The sequence below is a fragment of the Clostridium sp. genome (genome assembly GCF_051278035.1).
Classification (GTDB): Bacteria; Bacillota; Clostridia; order Clostridiales; family Clostridiaceae; genus Clostridium_AD.
Window position 1 is genome coordinate 1 of record NZ_JBNMNU010000272.1, and the last position, 3,812, is coordinate 3,812.

At 33.5% G+C, this 3,812-nt stretch carries 4 protein-coding genes and 4 tRNA genes; 6 read left to right on the forward strand and 2 right to left on the reverse strand.

Translation table 11 applies throughout. The features are described from left to right. Positions 1-151 (forward strand): DUF1858 domain-containing protein (locus ACJAX4_RS22700; protein ID WP_435791720.1); only part of this gene is annotated, 151 nt, incomplete at its 5' end. A 65-nt stretch (positions 152-216) separates the two neighbouring features. Here ACJAX4_RS22700 and ACJAX4_RS22705 read toward each other — a convergent pair. Continuing rightward, the gene (locus tag ACJAX4_RS22705) at positions 217-813 is read right to left on the reverse strand and encodes an ECF transporter S component (RefSeq protein ID WP_435791717.1); all 597 of its coding nucleotides are present in this window, start codon (positions 811-813) and stop codon (positions 217-219) included. Between the two features lie 287 nt (positions 814-1,100). On the opposite strand from ACJAX4_RS22705, the gene ACJAX4_RS22710 reads away from it, so the two are divergent. Beyond that, positions 1,101-1,856 carry an acyl-[acyl-carrier-protein] thioesterase gene (locus tag ACJAX4_RS22710; RefSeq protein WP_435791718.1) on the forward strand — a complete coding sequence of 252 codons (756 nt, stop codon included), beginning with the start codon at positions 1,101-1,103 and terminating at the stop codon, positions 1,854-1,856. A 116-nt stretch (positions 1,857-1,972) separates the two neighbouring features. On the opposite strand, the gene ACJAX4_RS22715 is transcribed toward ACJAX4_RS22710, so the two are convergent. After that, positions 1,973-3,202 (reverse strand): NAD(P)/FAD-dependent oxidoreductase, encoded by a 1,230-nt coding sequence (locus ACJAX4_RS22715; RefSeq protein WP_435791719.1) that lies wholly within the window; start codon positions 3,200-3,202, stop codon positions 1,973-1,975. A 283-nt stretch (positions 3,203-3,485) separates the two neighbouring features. Here ACJAX4_RS22715 and ACJAX4_RS22720 point away from each other — a divergent pair. The 4 genes from ACJAX4_RS22720 (at position 3,486) to ACJAX4_RS22735 (ending at position 3,812) form a co-directional block, all read left to right on the forward strand. Continuing rightward, a tRNA-Glu gene (locus ACJAX4_RS22720) sits at positions 3,486-3,560 on the forward strand. A 12-nt stretch (positions 3,561-3,572) separates the two neighbouring features. Beyond that, positions 3,573-3,648 (forward strand) — tRNA-Val (locus tag ACJAX4_RS22725). Positions 3,649-3,653: 5 nt separating this feature from the next. Next, positions 3,654-3,730, forward strand: a tRNA-Asp gene (locus ACJAX4_RS22730). A gap of 7 nt (positions 3,731-3,737) precedes the next feature. Next, a tRNA-Thr gene (locus ACJAX4_RS22735) sits at positions 3,738-3,812 on the forward strand.

The window sequence follows — 3,812 nt, forward strand, 5'->3', positions numbered from 1 at the left end:
TGTAAGACAATTCCCAGAATCAGTTGAGATATTAATGGGATTTGGAATGGGTTGCGTAGGATGCCCTTCAGCACAAGCTGAAACACTAGAAGAAGCAGCAATGGTTCATGGTCTTAATATAGAAGAATTAATGGCTAAACTAAACGCATAAAAAAACTAAGACACCTAGCGAATACTAGGTGTCTTAGTTTTTTCTAAATAAATACTAAACGTCAACTATAAATTAGTACTTTTTAGTTTTTTAATTGAGAGTACGACAGGTATGGTAATTATAGTAGCTATGATGGCTTCTGGGATACCGTTTATTAGAGCTATACCATATATGGTTTTAGCAGCTATAGACGGGTCTATACCTTTAGCAACAGCAAATTTCGCTGCATATAGGAAATATATCATTGTAAGTACTCCAAAGGTGTTGGTTACGGAACCAACAACGGTAGCTATCCCAATTCTTATGCTATCATTTTTTATAAAGCTTATTTTATAAACATAATAAGAAGTAAGCCCAATAAGCACTCGTGGCAATACGGAAACTAGTGGATTTATAAAGGCAAAAGATAATAGATTGGGAGCCATAATATTTTGCATAATGCTAAAAATACCAAATATGAGCCCAATAGTCATTCCGACTATTGGGCCACCGATTATCGAGCCAATAATAACAGGAATGTGCATAATGGTTGCTTTTGCACCAGGAAGTGGTATGAACCCATATCCAGTTAAGCCTAGTACTACGCATATAGCTGATAGCATCCCGATTGTTGTAAGTTGATTTGTTTTCATTTTTTTGTTTTTAATAGAACTCATAATCATATTTTACCTCCGCTCTTATTCCATAAGGATATAAGTCGACCCTATTTACGGTCATTTTAATAGTTCAGTTTCATAAATGAATACCGACTATAACATTTTATCACTTTTTTAATAAAAATTACATAGATAAGAGAAATTTAAATTGTAGCATTTTATAAAATATAAAGATTGTGTAAACATTTGGCTGTTAATGTTTACCTGATTACATTAATTTGATATTATTTTATTAATAAATTGACGTGATAATTATTTAAAAAAACAATTATCACAAATAGAGGAGTGAAAGCATGAGTAGAAATCCAATTATTACGGATAGAAATTATAACATTCATTATTATGAAGCTGATATTCATAAAAGAGCTCTAATTACAAGTATTATTGATTATCTTGGGGATATGGCAATGTACCAAAGCGAAAGCTTGGGCGTAGGCATAGAATATCTTAAAGATAACAAAATGGCTTGGGTGTTATATAAGTGGGACATAACAATGGAGTCATATCCACTGTTAAACGAGACTATAAAGGTACAAACATTTGCGCATTCCTTTAATAGATTCTATGCATACAGAAAATATGAAATTATTGACTCTTGTGGAAATAAAATAGGATATGCAAATTCTGTCTGGATTCTAATTAATACAGATAGAAGAAGGCCAATAAGAATTACGAAGGATATGTATAAGGTCTATGGAATAGATGATAGCAATAATGATGTTTTAAGCATTCAGGATATACAAGAGATAAGTGAAGTACAGGAGGAAAAAAGTTTTAAGGTAAGGTATAGTGATATTGATACAAACTTACACGTAAACAATGTTAAATATGTTGCTTGGGCTCTAGAAACAGTTCCAAAGGACATAGTATTAAATTGTGAACTAAAGAATATTAGGGTAACGTACATAAAGGAAACAACCTATGGAGAAACCATAAAGGTAAGCACAGAGGTTATAAGAGAAGAAAGCAAGACGATATGTAGGCATAAGATTGTAAATGAAAATGGAACTAAGCTAACACTATTAGAAAGTACTTGGCTTTTCACATAATAATGGGTATATACATATAAAAACCGGCTTATCTATTAAAGAAAAGTCGGTTTTTATTGTAGTATTTTACCTCATAGCTAAAATACAAAACCCTCCACGTTAATTCAAAAGGATATCTATTTGGATGCACTTTTCCCAGCTATAGCACCAGAACTCCATGCCCATTGAAGATTATAACCACCACAATCTCCATCTACGTCTAATACTTCTCCTGCAAAGAATAATTTTGGAACAATATTTGACTCTAAAGTTTGCGAATTGATTTCTTTTGTGTTGATCCCTCCAGCAGTGACCTGAGCATTTGCAAAAGAATTAGTTCCGGAAATCTCAAATTCCCAATGTTTTAAAAGTGAATATATAGCATTTTTTTCTTTTATACTTAAATTGCAGCAAGGTTTATGTATATCTTCAACATTTGCTTCTTTTAAAATTATTGGAATTACTTTCTTATTAATTATTCCAATGAATGAATCATATACAGAACGATCTTCAAATACTGACCAATGATTGCACAAAAAATTGTTTAGAGCTCTAGGCTCGATGGTTGGCAACATATCAATTGTTAAAGATACTCTTTTATTTTGAGATATGGAAAAAGAAGCAATTCTACTAAGTTGAAGAATTGGAGGTCCAGAAATACCGTAGTCTGTGAAGAGTATTTCTCCAAATTCCTTTTGTACGCTTATATCATTTATAAATACTTCCGCATAACCATTGAATTTTACTCCAGATAAAGCCTTTAGTCTGTTATAGTTTAATTTAAGCTGTACAAGAGCTGGAGTAGGAGATATTATACTATGGCCTAATTGTTTAGCCAAAGTATATCCAGAGCCGTCAGAACCAGTTTTAGGAGCAGATTTACCACCTGTAGCAATAATTATTTTTTCACACTGGTATGTAGTATCATCTGAGCTAGAAATCATAAAGCCATGATTATTATTTATAATTTCTTTAGCTTTTGTGTTTATATACACGGGAATGTTTTTCTCTTCTAGAGCAAAGCGTAATATATCAAGGACTGATGATGCTTGTAATGACATCGGAAACATTTTGCCATCATCTAAAGTTACTAAAGGTAGGCCTAAACATTCGAAAAAGTTTATAGTATCCTTTGAGGTAAAAGAATCTAGTGTGTTCTTTTGGAAATACGAATTTTCACTATGGTAATTATCGATATTTATATTTGCATTACTAATATTACATCTTCCATTACCGGTAGTTAATATTTTTTTGCCTATTCGATCAGTTCCTTCAATTATTGCTACATCTATTCCATGGTCTTTAGCTATAAGAGCAGCGGTTAAACCAGCGGCGCCTCCGCCAATTATTATAAGAGAATGTTTCAAAAAAATCTCTCCTTTCAAGAAAGTGAATTATATTTTTAATATAAAGTGTTTTACTTATAAGTTTACCCTAAAATGAGTGAATTGAACATGATTATTAGATTTGTTCTATAATAAAAACAGTTGAAATCGCAGAATTTATTGGTTGGATAAAAAAAAAATAAAAAAAAACACAGAAATATGTTGACACTTCGACAAAAATTATGTATTATAGTCTATGTTGGGTTGCAAGCGGCAGCACAATGATAACGAAAGCACATGATGAAAAAGCGACAAGTAATAATTAGGCTCCTTGGTCAAGCGGTTAAGACACCACCCTTTCACGGTGGTAACAGGGGTTCAATTCCCCTAGGAGTCACCATAAAACATATATGGGAGCATAGCTCAGCTGGGAGAGCATCTGCCTTACAAGCAGAGGGTCACAGGTTCGAACCCTGTTGTTCCCACCATATATGGCCCAGTAGCTCAATTGGTTAGAGTGCCGCCCTGTCACGGCGGAGGTCGACGGTTCGAGTCCGTTCTGGGTCGCCATATGCTTGCTAGCATGGCTCAACGGTAGAGCAGCTGACTTGTAATCAGCAGGTTGTAGGTTCGATTCCTATTGCTAGCTCCA

Coding starts and splice junctions, on each gene's coding strand:
- ACJAX4_RS22705 (WP_435791717.1), bottom strand. CDS start 813: ATGATTATGAGTTCTATTAAAAACAAAAAAATGAAAACAAATCAACTT.
- ACJAX4_RS22710 (WP_435791718.1), top strand. CDS start 1,101: ATGAGTAGAAATCCAATTATTACGGATAGAAATTATAACATTCATTAT.